Origin of the sequence: Micromonospora lupini, assembly GCF_026342015.1 — a bacterium.
In the GTDB taxonomy this organism is placed as follows: domain Bacteria; phylum Actinomycetota; class Actinomycetes; order Mycobacteriales; family Micromonosporaceae; genus Micromonospora; species Micromonospora lupini_B.
Genome location: NZ_JAPENL010000001.1, coordinates 2,818,808 through 2,833,481 on the forward strand (window position 1 = coordinate 2,818,808; position 14,674 = coordinate 2,833,481).

The following is a 14,674-nucleotide window of genomic DNA, read 5'->3' on the forward strand; positions in this document are numbered from 1 at the left end:
AACGTAGGACAAAAGGTCAGCCGAGCGATAACAACGGCGTAACGTTGTCCTTAGAACCATCGTAGGCAGCCGCTACCCTGTGACCGCCTCACCACCGAGGAGGCACGGGACTCCCCCCATCCCGGAGGTGATCGACATGGCCCGCATCGAAACCGTAGCCGTCTACGTGCTGACCCAGCTCGGCCCGATCACAGCGATGAAGCTGCAAAAGCTCTGCTACTACGCCCAAGCCTGGCATCTCGTCTGGGACGACGAACCCCTGTTCGGTGAGCGCATCGAAGCGTGGGCGAACGGGCCAGTCATCCCCGACCTGTACGCGATGCACCGCGGCCGACTCACCCTCAGCCCCGCTGACTTCGACGGCGACCCGAACGAACTCAGCACCGCCGAGCGGGAAACGATCGATGCCGTGCTGGAGTTCTACGGCGACATGACCGCACATCACCTGTCCGACCTGACCCATCACGAGGACCCCTGGGTGAAGGCTCGGGAGAGCGCCGGACTCGCGCCGATGGCTCGTGGTCACGCGGAGATCACGACCGCGTCGATGCACGAGTACTACCTGGGTGTGGCGACTTCGACCGACGGCGATTCGGAGTAAGTTTCTCCGTGTGGCCAAGGGTTCTGGGAAGAAGGTCCCAGCGTCCAGAGTCGACGCTGGGGCCCCCCGGAAGGCGGTGCCTGCCCGCGCCGGCCGCCCTGCCCTGTTCACTGCCCAAGCTGATCATCTGCTGCGGGTGAGGTGGAACCGGTTCGACTACGGCGGTCCGTGGTGTTTGTCGGTGTCGTCGTCGGACGAGATCGTCGCGATGATGCGGCGGGTCTGCGACATGGAGCAAATGCCCCCGCTCCAGGTCTTCTCCGGCGAACCAGGCAAGGACTACGGAGACCCGGCCCGCCTGCCGAACAAGGCGGCGAAGGACCGACTGGTCGAGCTGGGCCTGATCGACGAGACGTGCGTGAGCCGGCTGCGGATCAGCGGCCCGGGGCGGCTGTACGGGTTCCGCCGTGACCCTGAGTTCTACGCGGTGTTCTGGGATCCGAAGCACGAAATCTGGTCGTAGCGGCACTCCGTGACGAAACTTCAGCGGGAACTCGGTAGAAGTTATTGCCACCGGCCCTGCCGTGTCGTACCGTCAGTAGTGCCACGGTTACCCGGTGGGTGAGCAAGCGGACGGAAACTCCGTTGCTCGCTTGCCCGCCGGGAACCTACGGTCAACACCAACCGAACGAACCAATGAGGAGCAGCCGGTCATGATGCGCCACACGAACCCAGAACCGCAGCAGCGTTTGTCGCTGCGCGGGGAGTGGTGCGTGGCCATCACCGCAGCCTCCGTCGACAACTTCAAGCTCGGTAGGTGGGGCGACTAGCCCGGTCCTCGGACTCGGAAGCCGCCCACCCGCAAGGGGCAGGGCGGCTTTTTCGTACTCGACAGAAGTTCATAGGGGTGTGGCGCAACTGGTAGCGCAGCGGCCTCCAAAGCCGAAGGTTGCAGGTTCGAGTCCTGTCACCCCTGCTCAACGTCCCGACCATTCGTGGCCGGCTTGGCGATGATCATTCTTAACTCCACAGCGGATGGCATACAGACGACACCCGGCCGGCGGCAGCACCATTGCCCGCCGCCGGCCGGGGTCGACATCTTGGGGCCGTAGCTCAGTTGGTTAGAGCGCTGATCTGGCAGGTCAGAGGTCATGGGTTCGATTCCCTTCGGCTCCACGAGGGTGTGTCAGCGAATACGGACCCGGGTGACCCCCGGCCGGGCGGCTCGTCACCGCCCCCGCGAGCAAGCGGGGCAAGCTGGGACACCCTGTGAGCGGCGCGGGCGTACGGCCGCGCAAGTCGTCAGGCTGCGACCCCGTTTGACTCGGGGACCGGGTACGCGGAGCGGGGTGGCCACCTTGCCCGTGGAGGGTTCGACTCCCGGCGGATGCCCGCAGACTGGCGCACCTCTCGCCCGCTAGGCCCCAGCGGTGGGGCGCCCGGTTGAAGCCCGGGAGTGGCACGGTTCGACTCCGTGAGCGGGCACGTTGGCAGGGGGGAACCTCCCGGGCGAGGCTCCCGGCCCCCTGCCGGCTTCATGGGCCGTTGGAGCAATTGGCAGCTCACCCGGTTCTCAGCCGGAAGGTTACGGGTTCGAGTCCCGTACGGCCTACGTACGTCATGCGGTGCTAGCTCATCGGGTAGAGCGGCAGCCTTCCAAGCTGCTGGGCGGGGTTCGAGTCCCCGGTACCGCTCGACGGGGCAGGGAAACAGGGGCGGCGGACGCCGTGAAACCAGAGGCCAGGTTGCGCAGCTTGGTCGACGGCCGGCGCGGGGTAGCTCCCCGAGTCAGCGCGGAGGGTCACCGCCCCCGAGTACCTGCCCTGTTCACGCTTTGGGGGCTCGGCTAACGGGCAGGCCACCTGATTTTGGTTCAGGCCGTGGGGGTTCGAATCCTCCGCCCCCAGCTCGATGCCCTGCTACCCCAACTGGCACGAGGGCGCCAGCTCAAACCTGGCGGGTTGGCGGTTCGAATCCGCCGCAGGGCACCATGCCAGTCTCACGTATTGGTGGCTACCCTCCAAGGTCAAGAGTCCGGGGGGACCACATGGAGCAGACAGCACAGGACAGGTTCTCAGCGTTCGTTCGCATCGCCATCGACAACGCCGCCTACGAGCAAGGCAAGCCCATCAGCGAGGTAGTCGACGGACGTGTTAGCAAGTCCACCGTCTTCCGATGGATCGCTGGCGGCTGGGCGACCACGCCAGGGCTGGACAAGATCGAGGCGTTCTGCAGGGCCACCGGCGCCGACTACAACGATGCCCTTGCGGCTCTGACCGGACGGCCACCGGCACCGAAGGCCACCGCGGCTCCAACCGAGCAGCGCCCGCCTCAGGCATCTGCCGCAGCGGCCCGATGCAGCCTGACTCGGCGGTGCCCGCACTGTGCTGCTGGCCGCCCTTCGGCACCGCAGCGTCTCACCGTCGAGGACATGCCGAGGATCGCCGGACTGACCGAGCCCGCCCGGCGGGCGCTCCCTCCAAGGTTCCACCGGCCTCACTGGGATGAGGTGCGTCGGCAGTGGATGTGCCTGGTGTGCCCGAGGCGGCCGTGGCCGTGCCTGGTTGCCCAGGCCCACGGCGACCTCGTCGGGATCTGACCCGGTTCGTACACCGGACGCCTCGTTGTGACCACGGTAAAACCGTACGACCGGCCGACCCGGCACCAGCGGGACCGAATCGCCTCAGGGGCGACAGGTACGTTCCCGCCCATTGTGGGAGAGGCACCCACGCCGTCGTAGCTCAGGTGGAAGAGCACACCCTTGGTACGGGTGAGGTCCGGGGTTCGAATCCCCGCGTCGGCTCCACGCGGTTGTAGCGCAGTTGGTAGCGCGCCACCTTGCCAAGGTGGAGGTCCCGGGTTCGAGTCCCGGTAGCCGCTCAATGTCTCTTAGATAGAGACAAAGCGACATCCCGTCGCGGTCCACTACGACACCCGAGGGGAGGGACCTGGTGGACGCCGTACTCGTCATCAACGCCGACCTTGGACCCCTCCACCGGGTCACGGTCGCCCACGCGATCCGGATGCTGTGCCGCCGGGTCGCCGAGATCCACGAAGCCGAACCCGACCGGACCCTCGGTGTGTTCCCCATGCCGAAGGTCGTCCGCCTGGTGCGGTACGTCGTCACCCGGTGGCGGTACACCCACGGCCCCGCCTGGTCCAAGGGCGGTGTCCTGGCCCGCGACGGCCGCCGGTGCGGCTACTGCTCGGGTCCGGCCGCGACGGTCGACCACATCCTGCCCCGCTCGCGGGGTGGGCAGAACACCTGGCGGAACACCGTCAGCGCGTGCGCCCCTTGCAACCAGGCGAAGGGCGACCGGACCCCGGCCGAGGCCGGCATGGTGCTCCGCATCAAGCCGCTCGTGCCCGCGTGGGGGTCGCTGCCGCAGCGCTGACCCGGCCGGCGGGCCATCACCCCGCCGGCCGCGATGCGGGCTGGTGCAATCTGGCAGCACACCCGGTTCTGACCCGGGAGGTTGGAGGTTCGAGTCCTCCGCCCGCAGCAAAGGAACCCGCCACGCTAACGGACCTGCGTGCGGCCCGTATCGACCAGTCGGGCCGGGTTCTGGGTGGGGGTTGATGTGGCGGCCGGTAGCGCTGCTGAACGCCACACCGGCCCCCACCACCGATGCTCTCGTAGCCCAACGGCAGAGGCGCTGTCCCGAGATGGCAGTCATGTGCGCGTTCGACTCGCGCCGAGAGCACCAAGCCGGCGTAGCTCAGATGGCCAGAGCACCGCCCTTGTAAGGCGACGCGCGCCGGTTCGATCCCGGTCGCCGGCTCCACACCTTGCCGCCGTAGCTCACCTGGTAGAGCGACGTCCTCGTAAGACGTAGGCAGTCGGTTCGAGTCCGACCGGTGGCTCTCTCGCCGACGTAGCTCAGGTGGTCAGAGCGCTCCGCTCATAACGGAGAGGTCCGGGGTTCGAGTCCCCTCGTCGGCACGCACCAACCACGCGCTCGTGGTGGAACCTGGTAGACACGCCGGCCTCAGAAGCCGGTGCCGCAAGGCGTGGGAGTTCGACTCTCCCCGAGCGCACGACAGGCCCGCCGCGGCCCAGCCAAGCACGGCCCGGCGGGGCGGTGTCGAGGGCGAACGCGGAACCCGGCAACACGGCGCTGACGCGGCGCGGTGACCGGGAACACCCGGAAGGTGGATGGGCGCCACCGCCCCGCGACAACGGGGAGATGCGGTTCGAGTCCGCCCGGGTCTTGGGGTCGTAGCTCAGTTGGTAGAGCGCTGCTTTCGCAATGCAGAGGTCGGCGGTTCGATTCCGCCCGTCTCCACCAAGCCCTGTTGGTCCAGCCAGGAGTGGACGCCGGATTGTCAATCCGGAGATCGCCGGTTCAAGTCCGGTACGGGGCGCGCACGGAGGGGTGGCATGAGCGGTCTATGGCGCTGCCCTGCTAAGGCAGACCGGGGAAACCCGGCCCGGGTTCGAATCCCGGTCCCTCCGCCAAGCCGTCGTAGCTCAGCCCGGTAAGAGCACCGACCTGATAAGTCGGGGGCCGCTGGTTCGAATCCAGCCGTCGGCACGCAGCGAGAATGCCAGCCAGGCGACCGCGTCGAGCCCACCAGCTCGCCGAGGAACGTCCGGGCTCCGCAGGGCAGGGTGGTTCCTAACGGGAACCCGGCGAAAGCCGCGGGACAGTGCCACAGAGAACAGACCGCCGGCAGCTCGACAGCCGGTAAGGGTGAAACGGTGGGGTAAGAGCCCACCGCGCTGCCGGTGACGGTGGCGGCACGGTAAACCCCACCCGGAGCAAGGCCGAACAGCACGCGGGCTGCCCGCCTGATGCGTGCGGGTTGGCCGCTAGAGCCTGCCGGCGACGGTAGGCCGAGATGGATGGTCGCCCCCACCTTCCGGGGTGGGACAGAACCCGGCGTACCGGCCGGCTTCCCTCGCTTGCAACATGCCCCCGTAGCTCAGTGGATAGAGCACGAGATTACGGATCTCGGTGTCGCTGGTTCGATTCCAGTCGGGGGCTCTTTCGGGATATGGCGCAGTCAGGTAGCGCTCCGGTCTGGGGGACCGGAAGTCGTCGGTTCGAATCCGGCTATCCCGACTCAACGGGTTGTAGCTCAGTTTGGTGGAGCGCGCGGTTCGGGACCGCGAGGACGCAGGTTCGAATCCTGTCAGCCCGACTCATGGAGGGTAGTGCGGAACAGGTCCGCAACCGGTCTCGAAAACCGGCACCGGGTGAAAGCCCGAGGGTTCAACTCCTTTACCTTCCGCCATGCGCCGGTAGCTCAGCGGCCAGAGCTGCTCACTCTTAATGAGTAGGTCGTGGGTTCGAGTCCCACTCGGCGTACCAAATCCCCCGGTAGCTCAGCGGATAGAGCGCTGGTTTCCTAAACCGGGTCGTCGCAGGTTCGAGTCCTGCCCGGGGGACGTCTATTTCGGGCCGCTAGCTCAATGGCGTAGAGCTGCTGACTTTTAATCAGTAGGTTCGGGGTTCGAGTCCCCGGCGGCCCACTGCGGGGTAGAGGAGTTCGGTTGTCCTCGCCGGCCTCATAAGCCGGAGAACGCGGGTTCGAATCCCGCCCCCGCCACCACGTCCCTATCCGTTCGGGTCGGCCCTGGCACAGGGAGTGCCGGGCGTAAGCGCGGCACACACTCCGCGACCAGCCCTCTACTCCTTGCCCTGGTAGCTCAGTGGGAGAGCACCGGTTCGACAAACCGGGGGCCGCTGGTTCGAATCCAGCTCGGGGCACGCAACGCGCGTTCGGTTATGGGTAGGCCCTGGGTCTTTCAAGCCCATGAAGCGGGTTCGAGTCCCGCACGCGCGACCATTCCGGCGTCGCCCAATTGGCAGGGCAACGCACTGTTAATGCGTACAGGTGCAGGTTCGAGCCCTGCCGCCGGAGCCAAGCCCGCGTAGCTCAACGGGAGAGCGCCTGGTTTACACCCAGGGGGTCGGAGGTTCGACACCTTCCGCGGGTACTGGCCTTCGGGCCGCAGTTGTGGCTGTAGCTCAATGGCAGAGCGGCGGGTTGTGGCCCCGCAGATGCCGGGTCAGTACCGGCCAGTCACCCCAACTCCATGAGGACCCCGGCGCGGCTCGGTGGCCGTCGCAAACCGCCGTCGGTACGCTGCTAGCGGCTGCATCTTCGTAGTAGGGATGTTGCTACCGTGGACGCGGCAGTGCCGCGTACATCAAGGGGCCCCGGCTACCGTTTCGTCCTGCAAGGCGACTCGGCCCGGGGCTTTCCCTCCCCCGCCGACTCCTCGTTGTCTTGCGCGTCGTGGGCGGCGGCACGCCCCCCGGACTGTAAATCCGGCGCTTTCGAGCAGACCTGGGTCGGCACCAGGGACGCGCACCATGCCCCCGTAGCTCAGTGGATAGAGCACCGGCTTCCGGAGCCGGGTGTCGCTGGTTCGATTCCAGTCGGGGGTACGCAGGATCGAGTGCCCGAGTGGTCAGGGAGCGGTCTGCAAAACCGCGCACGCCGGTTCGAATCCGGCCTCGGTCTCCAACCTGATGCCGTCCGCCGTGGGGTCTGGCCCCTCCGACCTGCCCAGGTCGGAGGGGCCTTTCGCGTGGGGGAACTTGGTAGAAGTCGTGGCCTAACCGCCCGCCTTGCCGTAGCTTGATAGATGTAACCGCTACCAAGATTGCCGGGAGGTTGGGCAGATGACCAGCAACGAAGAGGCCCGAGAGCCCATCGCGGTGCCCCGCCAGGCCATCGCCGGACTCCCTCAGTGGGCCGACCTGCTCCCTACGAACGCGGACCTGATCGCCACCCTCGGGGCGCTCGACGCGATCCGCGCCGCGCACCTCGACGCGGTCACCCGGCGCAACGCCGCCGAGGAAGACCCGAACTACCGGAGCATCCCCGAGTTCGTCTCCCCGGTCGCCCTCGGCGCGGTGGACCCGGACAGCGCGGAGTGGGACGCGGCCATGGACGCCGTCCTCGACGCCAGCCGTGATTACTACCTCAGCCTCAGCGACGCGCAGCGCGCCGCCCAACAGGCCCACCAGGACGCCGCCGGGCTGGCGATCGACCTCAACAAGATGATCGTGTTCGCCCAAAGCCACCAGGTCATCGACGGGGTCGCCGTCTTCGTTCAGCACTCGAACACGGGCATGGAGTCCATCGGGATCGGCAGCAACGCCACCGACGTCCGCCGGTACGTCGAGGCCGAGAAGCGGGGCGGCCGGTGGCGGGTGCAGTTGGGTGACCTCGACACCCCCGGCCGATTCATCGACGACTGCTCGACCCTGTCGGCCGTCGACGCCGACGAGGTGATGCGGGTCGGCCTGGCCCACATCCTCGAACCGCTGCGCCTCGCCTCGACGGGCGGGCGGTGACAGGGGTGGACAGCGAGGCACTGAGCCGGGCGCTCGGATGTGACCTGTTCGTCGAGATGCTTGACGGCCTGGAGAACGACACCATCCGGACGCACGTGCTGGAGAAGACCGGCACGGAAGCTACGGACGAGCAGGTCGAGGACGTCCTTGACGAGTGGATCAAGGTCCGCAACTACCTTCGACCGACGGGCCGCGAAGTACCGACGGGACGCCAAGTGAGTCGGCGGCGTGCTCGCCGGGGCCGGGACCGGGTGGCCGAGATGGACCAGCTCTACGCCGAGCTGCCCGAAATCGACTGCAAGGGCCTGTGCCACGAGTCGTGCACCGCGATCGTCATGACCCCCGTCGAGCAGCAGCGCGTCCGTGAGCGGGGTGTCGAGGTCACCCCGCTGGACATGCCGTGCCCGGCGTTGACGCAGCTCAACCGCTGCTCCGTCCGCGACGTTCGGCCGCTCATCTGCCGGCTCTACGGCCTCGTCGAGCAGATGGCCTGCCCGCACGGGTGCCGGCCCGAGGGTGGGTTCGTGCCGGAGGCGACCGCCCGGCGGCTGATCGAGCGGTCCATGGTGATCGGTGGCCGCCCGGCGGGGCTCGGATGACACCGCCCGCCGAGGCCCTTGCGCCGGCGCCAGGGTATGCGGGGATCACCTACGTCGTGCCGTGCGGCGGGCAGAAGCTCGACCGGCGGGCACCGGCCCGGGACCTGTACGTCGGCAGCCTGTTCCGGCACACCTTCGAGAACGCCGAGCGATCCGCGCGCCTCGACACCGAGGAACTGGGCCGTCCAGCGCGGGTGCTGATCCTGTCCGCCATGCACGGCCTGATCGACCCGGCCACCGAGTTGGACCCGTACGACCTGCGAATCGAGGAGCCCGGGTCGGTCACCGCGGCCACGCTCGCCGGCCAGGCGGCGGCGTTGGGCATCGACTGGGGCAGCGATGTGTACGCGCTGCTCCCCCGCCCCTACCTGGCCCGCCTGGACGAGGCCCTGCGGACCCTCGACGTGTGGGTGCAGGACGTCTACGAGGCGTGCGGCGGCAACGGGGATCAGCGGCACGTCAACGCAATCATCGGCCGCCCCAACGTAACCGCGGCGACCGCCCCCGAGCCCGAGCCCGACTCCCCCGGGCCGGTTGTGTGGCTCGGTGGGGACGTGTCCGCCCTCTGGTGGGGTGTGCGGCTCCTCGTGTCGTACGTGCGGCTGCGCGGGGTGGTGAACCTGCCGGTCGCGGTCGAGGAGTGGCTGCTGGACTCGGGCGGCTACGACCAGATCATGCGCTACGCAGGGTGGACGGTCCCGGCCGGCGCGTACGCGGCGGACATCCGCCGATACGGGCAGGAGATCGGCCGGCTCCGGTGGGCGGCGCCGCAGGACTGGCCCGCCTCCCGGCAGGCGTTGGCCCGCACCGGGCTAACCGAGGTCGAGCACCAGCGGCGCACCCTCGCGTCGGTGCAGGAGCTGCGAGCAGCCGACACGGGCGTGCACATCGCCGCCCTGCTGACCGGGACTACACCGGCCGGGTACCTGCGGCACGCCGCCATGTACGCGGCGGCCGGCATCGACCTGCGGGCGGAGCCGGCGGTGGCGGTCGGTGCGCTGCTGCGGCGGCCGGTGCGGGAGGCCGCGGCGATCGTGCGGCTGCTGCACGCCGCCGGCCTGACCCGGCTGCACACCCTCGGCGGGAAAGGCCCCCTGCTGGACCAGGTGGGCGGCCTAATCGCGTCGACGGACTCGGCGGACTGGTCCGGTGATGCCCGCAGGCATGTCGGGTTGTGCCCGCACGGCCTGGTGCGGTGGGAGACGAACTGCCCTCGGGCGGCACAGGAGTGGGGGGCGGCGCAGCGGGGACGGGCGGCGCGGTCGCAGGTGCAGCCGATGTTGCCGCTCGCCGCGACCGGCTGAACTTGGTAGAAGTCCTGGCAAGCCGGGTCGACATGCCGTAGCTTGATAGATGTAACCACTAGTGAGATCCGCGAGAGGCGGTGGCCCCATGGCCCTCCCGACGTTCCCCGACCTGCACCTGAGCGACGTCAACGACCGGGAGCTGACCGCGCTCGCCGACTGGCTTGCCGCGAGCGCCGCGACCGTCGCCGCCGAGCAGTCCCGCCGCGCCGCCGTACAGGACCGGGTCCGGCGGGCCGCCACCTGGCGCATCGCCGCCGAGGCCGGCGACGACCCCCGGTGGACACCCCAGCAAGGGGACGGGGCGCGGATCTGCGCCGGCCCATCGACCGGCTGGCAGGGGTTCGTGATCGGCCGGTGCGGCGACGGCTGCGAGCAGGTCGACGGCCAGCCCCGCTGGCGGCTGCACAGCGCCGTCACCGGATGGCAGACGTGCATGACCCGGGAGCACCTGCGGCCAGTCCAGACCGTCCGCCGACCGGGCTCGCCGGGCCGGACCCGCTGCGACCACGGCTGCCTGTGCTGCATGGGCGACCCCCGCGACAGCTTGCCCCGAACCCAACTGCTGGCCACCGGCCGGCGCTGACCACCACCCGCCGAGGAGGCAACCAGCATGAGCTACTTCGTGAGTATCACCGGTGAGATCGAGATCGTCCCGCCGATCCCGTGGGGGCAGATCAGGGACAGCGTCTTCCTGCCCGACAAGGCCCGCCACCACAAGGACGCCAAGTTCCGTATCGAGGAGCAGGAGGTCGAGACGGACGAGGGTGTCCTGAACATGCGGTCGGCGACCGCGCTGCTGTCGACGTGGGGCGATGAGGCGCAGGGCCGTCACCTCGTCAAGGACGTGCAGGAGGTGATCGACGCCTACCCCGGCCACGAGTTCATTGGCCGGCTCGACTGTTCCGGGGAACGCCCGGGCGACCTGTGGAGGGTGGAGATCCACGGACGGCGCGCGGTGAGGGTGGAGCCCCGCATCGTGTGGCCGGACGGGTCGGAGGGCGTCTGATGCCCGGATTCGACGAGTACGGGCACCCGTCCGAGGACATGGTCATGGACTGGGAGGAGCACAACGCGCACGCCGACGACGCCGAGCCCGACGACGAGCCCGCCAACCTGATCGGGCCGCTGACGGCCGAGGAGTGGTGCGAGTTCCGCCAGCGCGACGAGGACGACCTGTTGCAGTGCTGCGGGGTCACCTCAGCGTTCCGCGACGCCCTGTTCCACCTGCTCAGGATGGGCGGGGACCGGGCTTTCGCCCGGATGCTCGCCAGGTTGTGGCCGGCGATGGAGGCCCACGGCTTCCCCCAGGGCGACGAGGTGACACCCATGCTGGACAAGCTGCGGGCCTACTACATCGACCCGCCGGCCACAGGCCCGGAGGCGACATCGTGACGGGCGTGGTGGCCGAGCTGGGCGCGCTCGCTGACCTGCTCGACGCCGGCCAGGTCCCGGCCCCGCACGGGCTGCACATCAGCTTCGGGGAGGCCGACGCCCGGTGGGCTGCGGTCGTCGCCGCCGATCCGGTCGTCGCCGGCAAGGTGGGGTTGCGCCCCCGATTCCTTACCCACCCGGGCCGCAGCGTCGGGGGCGTCGAGTACGTGGAGGTGCGGCTGTCGTGGCTGTCCGACGACCCGGCGCCGCAGCGGCAGCGGATGGTCGATGCGGTGCGCGCGGTCGCCGGCCTGGTCGTGGCGGCGGAGATGCCGCCGCCGATCCGGGTGGACGCCCTGCACGCCCTCACGCACGTCGGCCTGGCTACGCGGCAGAGGGTCGGCCACGCCGCCGCACTGCTCAATGAGCGGCCGATCGCGGACAGTGGGTCCGCGCTGGTAGCGAAGCGGTTCGGCCGGGTCGTGTCGTACACCGTGCACGGGTTCCTGCGATGAGCGCCCGGCCAGAAATGCTCGCGACCAAGGGGTTGCCGGGGTGCGGCAAGACCACGTTCGCCGAGCAGTGGGTCGCCGAGGACCGGTCGAACCGGGCGCGGATCAGCCGCGACGACACGCGGAAGATGCTGCACGGCGGGTGGATCGGCACCGAGGAGCACGAGCGGCAGGTGACCGTCGTGACGCACGAGGGCATCCGGGGCCTGCTGCGCCTCGGGGTGTCGGTGGTGGAGGACAGCACCAACCTCGACGACCTGCACCTGCTGCGGTTGGCGGAGATCGCGGAGCAGGTGGGTGCCTGGTATCGGGTGGTCGACTTCACGAAGGTCCCGTTCGAGACGTGCGTGGCCCGCGACGCCCGCCGGGAGGGTCCGGCACGGGTGGGCCGGGCCGTGATCCTGGCGATGCACCAGCGGTATTTGCAGGGCGGTGGGCAGGACCGGGCGTTGCCGCCGTCGCCACTGCTCCCGGTCCGGTGAACTTGGCAGAAGTCCTGGCAGGTCAGGCCCGCTTGCCGTAGCTTGATAGATGTAACCACTACTGATATTCGATGGGGGACGTCATGGTCACCGCCACCCAAACCGCGCCGAGCACCTACGTCCTCGACGCCCCTCGCGTCGCCCAGGGCCAGCAGTTCACCGCCCACGGCAACACCTTCCACATCGTCGGCGAGCCGATCGCCGCCGGCTGGAACTCGGCCACGGTCCGCGTCCGCGAGGTCGGCGGCACCCACGACGGCAACGAGTTCGCCGCCTACCTGCACGCACGCTGAGGAGCCATAACCATGACCACCTGCCCGGACCTGACCGCCTTGCAACTCGCCGACGAAGCGCACACCCACGACGAACCCCGGCTCGGTCCGGGCGTCTACCCCAGCAAGGGTCACGCCCTCCTGGTCGGCGTCAACCGGCGCAACCTGACCGTCCTCGACCTCGGCGGCGCGATCAGCGTCGGGGGAATCGAGGTCGAGAACCCCGACGACCTCATCGCCCTCGCCGACCACCTGCGCGAGCGGGCCGACCGCATGGCCGAACGACTGCGGGCACGGCGATGAGCCTGTACCCGACCAAGACCCGCGTGCGGCTGCTCCAGGACGTCGCCGACGGTCTGGTGCAGTTCTCGCCACACGGGCACCCGGCCGTGGCGAACGTAGCCACCACTCCCCCGGCGAACGTCCTCGCGGCGGCCAGCGAACAGCGGCAGGCCGGGTGGATCCACGTCGACATCACTGAGGGCAAAGACGTCCTCGGCGCGTACCCGTACAACCCGACCGGCGCCGGCTGGGGCATCCTCGCCGCCCACGGCAACCCGGACCTCGACAGCTTGCCGCCGGTGTGGCTCCTCGACGTCGACGGCGTCGTCAACGCCCGCGAGCCCGGCTGGTCCGCCGCGGCACGCGAGGGGACGGCGTACTACTCCGGCGTCGACTACATCCTCCGGTGGGCACCCGCCCTCATCGAGCGCATCGAGGCCCTGCACCTGGCTGGCACGGTAGAGGTGCGTTGGTGCTCCACCTGGTGTGCGTACGTGGACCAGCTCGAACGGCTCTGGTCGCTGCCCGAACTGGGCCGGGCCTTCACCGAGGACATCAACGGGTACGCCGCGATCTTGGCGAAGATCGCCGCCGCCCGCCGGGTCATCGCTGAGGGCCGCCGGCTGGTCTGGACCGACGACGACGTGGTGCCGATGCCCAACGACGGCCCCCTGCACGGGGAGCTGACCGCCGACGGGCGGGCACTGCTGATCCGCCCGGACCACCGGGTTGGGTTGCAGCCCGAGCACCTGGACGCGATCGAGGCGTTCGCCCAGCAGACCGAGGATGCACGCCATGGCTGACGGCACCCGCAAGGCCATCGGGCTGTCGCCGCCGATGCTCGAACTGCTGACCGACATCGCGACCAAACCGCAGATGTTCATCACCCGGTGGTCCGTCTGGGACCGCACCGCTCGCGCCCTGATCGCGAGAGGGCTCGCCGAAATCGTGGGTGCCAGCTACTACCAACAGTACGAGCTGCGAATCACCGACAAGGGACGCGCCGAGGCTATCCGCAGGGGTATCGCCGGAACCCCGGCCGCCATACCGGAGCCGAGCGATCCCGAATGCGACGGACTGTGCGTGTCCGCCGCCGACATCGGCGTGGGTCGCCCTGACCAGATCGCTTACCCCCACCCTTCGTGCCCGCTGCACGCACCCGGCGAGGTTTGCCAGTGCGGCCAGCCTGACCGGTGCCTGTCGCCGACTCACAGCCGCGCCGAGGCCCCCCGTGAGTGACCTCGCCCCGCAGCGCCCCGACGTCGACCCACTGGCCGAGCTGCTGGCCTCCCTCAGCCCTGAGGAAGCCGCCCGACTCGCCACCATGCGCGCGGACCTCCACGGCTGCGGCTACGTCGACACCGACGAGCACGGCCGCCTCCGCCCCGGGGTGCGGGTCTACCACCGCGGCCACCAGTGGCCGGGGGCCTCGGACGGCACCGGGACGGCTCTGGTGTTGACCGAGAAGCCGGACTCCGGGTGGTCCCGTAGCTGGGGGGCCGCCGACATTGAGTTGATCGTCCTGTGGGACAAGGCCCAGTTCGGATCACGGTTGTCGCAGGTGGCCCAGTACCACGTCTACGCAGTCGAGGTGCTGCCGGAGACGGGCGGGACGACGTGACGACGCCCAGCGTGGAGGTGATCGCGCGGCCGAACGGCAAGGCGTACCGGCCGCGCAAGGCTGGGCTTCGTGCCCGACCGTGGGAGGACGACAGCGGTTGCGGGGTGGTGGTGTTCGGCACCCTCGACCCGGATCGAGCCCGGCGCTTCGCTGGGGAGATGTGCGCTTACTGGTACGACCTGCCGGCGGTGGTGAACCCGCAACCGGGCTGGTACCGCGACGGCTTCCGGTACGGCGAGCGGGCCTGGGTGCGGGACGAGAAGCGTGGGGCGCCGGGCGTGATGTTCGCGGCCGAGGATGGTCCGCTGTGTCGGGGGTGACTGCTGTCGCTGCCCCACCGGCAGCCGGCGAGGTTGACGAGTTCGTGGGCCAGT

General features: G+C 69.3%; 17 protein-coding genes, 34 tRNA genes and 1 other RNA gene. All 52 read left to right on the forward strand.

Features of this window, described 5'->3' with window-relative positions; all coding sequences use genetic code 11:
• The first annotated feature begins 136 nt into the window (after window positions 1–136).
• A complete protein-coding gene (locus OOJ91_RS12655) occupies window positions 137–601 on the forward strand; it encodes a Panacea domain-containing protein (RefSeq protein ID WP_266244809.1) in 465 nt (154 codons plus the stop codon).
• 181 nt (window positions 602–782) lie between these two features.
• On the forward strand, window positions 783–1,064 hold the full coding sequence (locus OOJ91_RS12660) for a hypothetical protein (RefSeq protein ID WP_266244810.1): 282 nt from the start codon (window positions 783–785) through the stop codon (window positions 1,062–1,064).
• 380 nt (window positions 1,065–1,444) lie between these two features.
• Window positions 1,445–1,517: transfer RNA gene (locus tag OOJ91_RS12665), tRNA-Trp, on the forward strand.
• 126 nt (window positions 1,518–1,643) lie between these two features.
• Window positions 1,644–1,717 (forward strand) — tRNA-Ala (locus tag OOJ91_RS12670).
• A gap of 236 nt (window positions 1,718–1,953) precedes the next feature.
• Window positions 1,954–2,026 (forward strand) — tRNA-Phe (locus tag OOJ91_RS12675).
• Window positions 2,027–2,080: 54 nt separating this feature from the next.
• Window positions 2,081–2,153, forward strand: a tRNA-Glu gene (locus tag OOJ91_RS12680).
• A 10-nt stretch (window positions 2,154–2,163) separates the two neighbouring features.
• Window positions 2,164–2,235: transfer RNA gene (locus OOJ91_RS12685), tRNA-Gly, on the forward strand.
• A gap of 141 nt (window positions 2,236–2,376) precedes the next feature.
• Window positions 2,377–2,448, forward strand: a tRNA-Gln gene (locus OOJ91_RS12690).
• Between the two features lie 6 nt (window positions 2,449–2,454).
• A tRNA-Leu gene (locus OOJ91_RS12695) sits at window positions 2,455–2,532 on the forward strand.
• Window positions 2,533–3,271: 739 nt separating this feature from the next.
• Window positions 3,272–3,347: transfer RNA gene (locus OOJ91_RS12700), tRNA-Thr, on the forward strand.
• A gap of 1 nt (window position 3,348) precedes the next feature.
• Window positions 3,349–3,421 (forward strand) — tRNA-Gly (locus OOJ91_RS12705).
• 71 nt (window positions 3,422–3,492) lie between these two features.
• Window positions 3,493–3,936 (forward strand): HNH endonuclease, encoded by a 444-nt coding sequence (locus OOJ91_RS12710; protein WP_266244811.1) that lies wholly within the window; start codon window positions 3,493–3,495, stop codon window positions 3,934–3,936.
• A gap of 34 nt (window positions 3,937–3,970) precedes the next feature.
• Window positions 3,971–4,044 (forward strand) — tRNA-Gln (locus tag OOJ91_RS12715).
• 127 nt (window positions 4,045–4,171) lie between these two features.
• Window positions 4,172–4,248, forward strand: a tRNA-Leu gene (locus OOJ91_RS12720).
• A 1-nt stretch (window position 4,249) separates the two neighbouring features.
• Window positions 4,250–4,326, forward strand: a tRNA-Thr gene (locus tag OOJ91_RS12725).
• Window positions 4,327–4,332: 6 nt separating this feature from the next.
• Window positions 4,333–4,405 (forward strand) — tRNA-Thr (locus tag OOJ91_RS12730).
• Window positions 4,406–4,410: 5 nt separating this feature from the next.
• Window positions 4,411–4,484 (forward strand) — tRNA-Met (locus tag OOJ91_RS12735).
• Between the two features lie 12 nt (window positions 4,485–4,496).
• Window positions 4,497–4,579: transfer RNA gene (locus tag OOJ91_RS12740), tRNA-Leu, on the forward strand.
• 175 nt (window positions 4,580–4,754) lie between these two features.
• Window positions 4,755–4,830, forward strand: a tRNA-Ala gene (locus OOJ91_RS12745).
• A gap of 1 nt (window position 4,831) precedes the next feature.
• Window positions 4,832–4,906: transfer RNA gene (locus OOJ91_RS12750), tRNA-Asp, on the forward strand.
• Between the two features lie 5 nt (window positions 4,907–4,911).
• A tRNA-Ser gene (locus OOJ91_RS12755) sits at window positions 4,912–5,000 on the forward strand.
• Window position 5,001: 1 nt separating this feature from the next.
• Window positions 5,002–5,076, forward strand: a tRNA-Ile gene (locus OOJ91_RS12760).
• 9 nt (window positions 5,077–5,085) lie between these two features.
• Window positions 5,086–5,445: RNase P RNA component class A (gene rnpB, locus OOJ91_RS12765), an RNA gene on the forward strand.
• 11 nt (window positions 5,446–5,456) lie between these two features.
• Window positions 5,457–5,529 (forward strand) — tRNA-Arg (locus OOJ91_RS12770).
• Between the two features lie 4 nt (window positions 5,530–5,533).
• Window positions 5,534–5,607, forward strand: a tRNA-Pro gene (locus OOJ91_RS12775).
• A gap of 5 nt (window positions 5,608–5,612) precedes the next feature.
• Window positions 5,613–5,686, forward strand: a tRNA-Pro gene (locus OOJ91_RS12780).
• Between the two features lie 5 nt (window positions 5,687–5,691).
• Window positions 5,692–5,779: transfer RNA gene (locus tag OOJ91_RS12785), tRNA-OTHER, on the forward strand.
• Window position 5,780: 1 nt separating this feature from the next.
• Window positions 5,781–5,856: transfer RNA gene (locus tag OOJ91_RS12790), tRNA-Lys, on the forward strand.
• A gap of 3 nt (window positions 5,857–5,859) precedes the next feature.
• Window positions 5,860–5,933 (forward strand) — tRNA-Arg (locus OOJ91_RS12795).
• A gap of 10 nt (window positions 5,934–5,943) precedes the next feature.
• Window positions 5,944–6,017, forward strand: a tRNA-Lys gene (locus OOJ91_RS12800).
• 1 nt (window position 6,018) lies between these two features.
• Window positions 6,019–6,097 (forward strand) — tRNA-Met (locus tag OOJ91_RS12805).
• 86 nt (window positions 6,098–6,183) lie between these two features.
• Window positions 6,184–6,255 (forward strand) — tRNA-Val (locus OOJ91_RS12810).
• 5 nt (window positions 6,256–6,260) lie between these two features.
• Window positions 6,261–6,334 (forward strand) — tRNA-Glu (locus OOJ91_RS12815).
• Between the two features lies 1 nt (window position 6,335).
• Window positions 6,336–6,412 (forward strand) — tRNA-Asn (locus OOJ91_RS12820).
• A gap of 1 nt (window position 6,413) precedes the next feature.
• A tRNA-Val gene (locus tag OOJ91_RS12825) sits at window positions 6,414–6,485 on the forward strand.
• Between the two features lie 20 nt (window positions 6,486–6,505).
• A tRNA-His gene (locus OOJ91_RS12830) sits at window positions 6,506–6,579 on the forward strand.
• Window positions 6,580–6,866: 287 nt separating this feature from the next.
• A tRNA-Arg gene (locus OOJ91_RS12835) sits at window positions 6,867–6,939 on the forward strand.
• A gap of 5 nt (window positions 6,940–6,944) precedes the next feature.
• Window positions 6,945–7,018, forward strand: a tRNA-Cys gene (locus tag OOJ91_RS12840).
• A 158-nt stretch (window positions 7,019–7,176) separates the two neighbouring features.
• A complete protein-coding gene (locus OOJ91_RS12845) occupies window positions 7,177–7,854 on the forward strand; it encodes a hypothetical protein (RefSeq protein WP_266244812.1) in 678 nt (225 codons plus the stop codon).
• A 5-nt stretch (window positions 7,855–7,859) separates the two neighbouring features.
• Complete coding sequence (locus OOJ91_RS12850) at window positions 7,860–8,453, forward strand: hypothetical protein (RefSeq protein WP_266244813.1); 594 nt, start codon at window positions 7,860–7,862, stop codon at window positions 8,451–8,453.
• A complete protein-coding gene (locus tag OOJ91_RS12855) occupies window positions 8,450–9,757 on the forward strand; it encodes a DUF7221 family queuine tRNA-ribosyltransferase-like protein (protein WP_266244814.1) in 1,308 nt (435 codons plus the stop codon). The genes OOJ91_RS12850 and OOJ91_RS12855 overlap by 4 nt, the downstream gene beginning before the upstream one ends.
• A gap of 88 nt (window positions 9,758–9,845) precedes the next feature.
• A complete protein-coding gene (locus tag OOJ91_RS12860) occupies window positions 9,846–10,343 on the forward strand; it encodes a hypothetical protein (RefSeq protein ID WP_266244815.1) in 498 nt (165 codons plus the stop codon).
• A gap of 27 nt (window positions 10,344–10,370) precedes the next feature.
• Window positions 10,371–10,766, forward strand: coding sequence for a DUF6205 family protein (locus OOJ91_RS12865; RefSeq protein ID WP_266244816.1), 396 nt, complete (start codon window positions 10,371–10,373; stop codon window positions 10,764–10,766).
• Window positions 10,766–11,152: a hypothetical protein gene (locus OOJ91_RS12870; protein WP_266244817.1), complete on the forward strand. Its 387-nt coding sequence runs from the start codon at window positions 10,766–10,768 to the stop codon at window positions 11,150–11,152. Before OOJ91_RS12865 ends, OOJ91_RS12870 begins: the two co-directional genes overlap by 1 nt.
• Window positions 11,149–11,646, forward strand: coding sequence for a hypothetical protein (locus OOJ91_RS12875; protein ID WP_266244818.1), 498 nt, complete (start codon window positions 11,149–11,151; stop codon window positions 11,644–11,646). Before OOJ91_RS12870 ends, OOJ91_RS12875 begins: the two co-directional genes overlap by 4 nt.
• A complete protein-coding gene (locus OOJ91_RS12880) occupies window positions 11,643–12,125 on the forward strand; it encodes an AAA family ATPase (RefSeq protein ID WP_266244819.1) in 483 nt (160 codons plus the stop codon). The genes OOJ91_RS12875 and OOJ91_RS12880 overlap by 4 nt, the downstream gene beginning before the upstream one ends.
• A gap of 71 nt (window positions 12,126–12,196) precedes the next feature.
• Window positions 12,197–12,418: a hypothetical protein gene (locus OOJ91_RS12885; protein ID WP_266244820.1), complete on the forward strand. Its 222-nt coding sequence runs from the start codon at window positions 12,197–12,199 to the stop codon at window positions 12,416–12,418.
• A 12-nt stretch (window positions 12,419–12,430) separates the two neighbouring features.
• Window positions 12,431–12,700, forward strand: coding sequence for a hypothetical protein (locus OOJ91_RS12890; protein WP_266244821.1), 270 nt, complete (start codon window positions 12,431–12,433; stop codon window positions 12,698–12,700).
• Window positions 12,697–13,482, forward strand: a complete 786-nt coding sequence (locus OOJ91_RS12895; protein ID WP_266244822.1) for a hypothetical protein — start codon at window positions 12,697–12,699, stop codon at window positions 13,480–13,482. The genes OOJ91_RS12890 and OOJ91_RS12895 overlap by 4 nt, the downstream gene beginning before the upstream one ends.
• Window positions 13,475–13,918 carry a hypothetical protein gene (locus tag OOJ91_RS12900; RefSeq protein WP_266244823.1) on the forward strand — a complete coding sequence of 148 codons (444 nt, stop codon included), beginning with the start codon at window positions 13,475–13,477 and terminating at the stop codon, window positions 13,916–13,918. The genes OOJ91_RS12895 and OOJ91_RS12900 overlap by 8 nt, the downstream gene beginning before the upstream one ends.
• A complete protein-coding gene (locus OOJ91_RS12905; protein WP_266244824.1) occupies window positions 13,911–14,300 on the forward strand; it encodes a hypothetical protein in 390 nt (129 codons plus the stop codon). The genes OOJ91_RS12900 and OOJ91_RS12905 overlap by 8 nt, the downstream gene beginning before the upstream one ends.
• A complete protein-coding gene (locus OOJ91_RS12910; protein ID WP_266244825.1) occupies window positions 14,297–14,620 on the forward strand; it encodes a hypothetical protein in 324 nt (107 codons plus the stop codon). The genes OOJ91_RS12905 and OOJ91_RS12910 overlap by 4 nt, the downstream gene beginning before the upstream one ends.
• Window positions 14,621–14,674 lie beyond the last annotated feature (54 nt).